Source organism: Mesorhizobium sp. M3A.F.Ca.ET.175.01.1.1, assembly GCF_004791945.1.
Lineage (GTDB): Bacteria > Pseudomonadota > Alphaproteobacteria > Rhizobiales > Rhizobiaceae > Mesorhizobium.
Genome location: NZ_SRTP01000097.1, coordinates 1 through 412 on the forward strand (window position 1 = coordinate 1; position 412 = coordinate 412).

Here is a 412-nt window from a genome sequence, read left to right on the forward strand (position 1 = left end):
CGGATCTTGCGCAAGGCATCCGCAAGCTCGGCCGCGACTTCGGCCTGGAGGTCGATCCGCTCGCCCATGTGCACGCGCTTTCGGTCGGCGAGCGGCAGCGGGTGGAAATCATCCGCTGCCTGATGACCCGACCGGAGCTCCTGATCCTTGACGAGCCGACTTCCGTCCTGCCGCCGCAATCGGTGGACAAGCTGTTCGAGACGTTGCGGCGGCTGCGCGACGGCGGCGTCTCCATCCTGTTCATCTCGCACAAGCTAGAGGAGATCCGCGCGGTCTGCGACCGTGCGACCATCCTGCGCGGCGGGCGCATCACCGGCCACGTGGATCCGCGCGACCACGACGCGCACGACCTCGCCCGCATGATGATCGGCCGCGACATGCCGCAGCCCATGCCGGCGGTTGCCCATTCCGG

Annotated in this window: 1 protein-coding gene; it reads left to right on the forward strand. The window is 68.4% G+C overall.

Translation table 11 applies throughout. The features are described 5' to 3' along the window. The coding region (locus tag EN818_RS30905; protein ID WP_135906615.1) for an ATP-binding cassette domain-containing protein at nucleotides 1–412 on the forward strand (412 nt) is incomplete at both ends.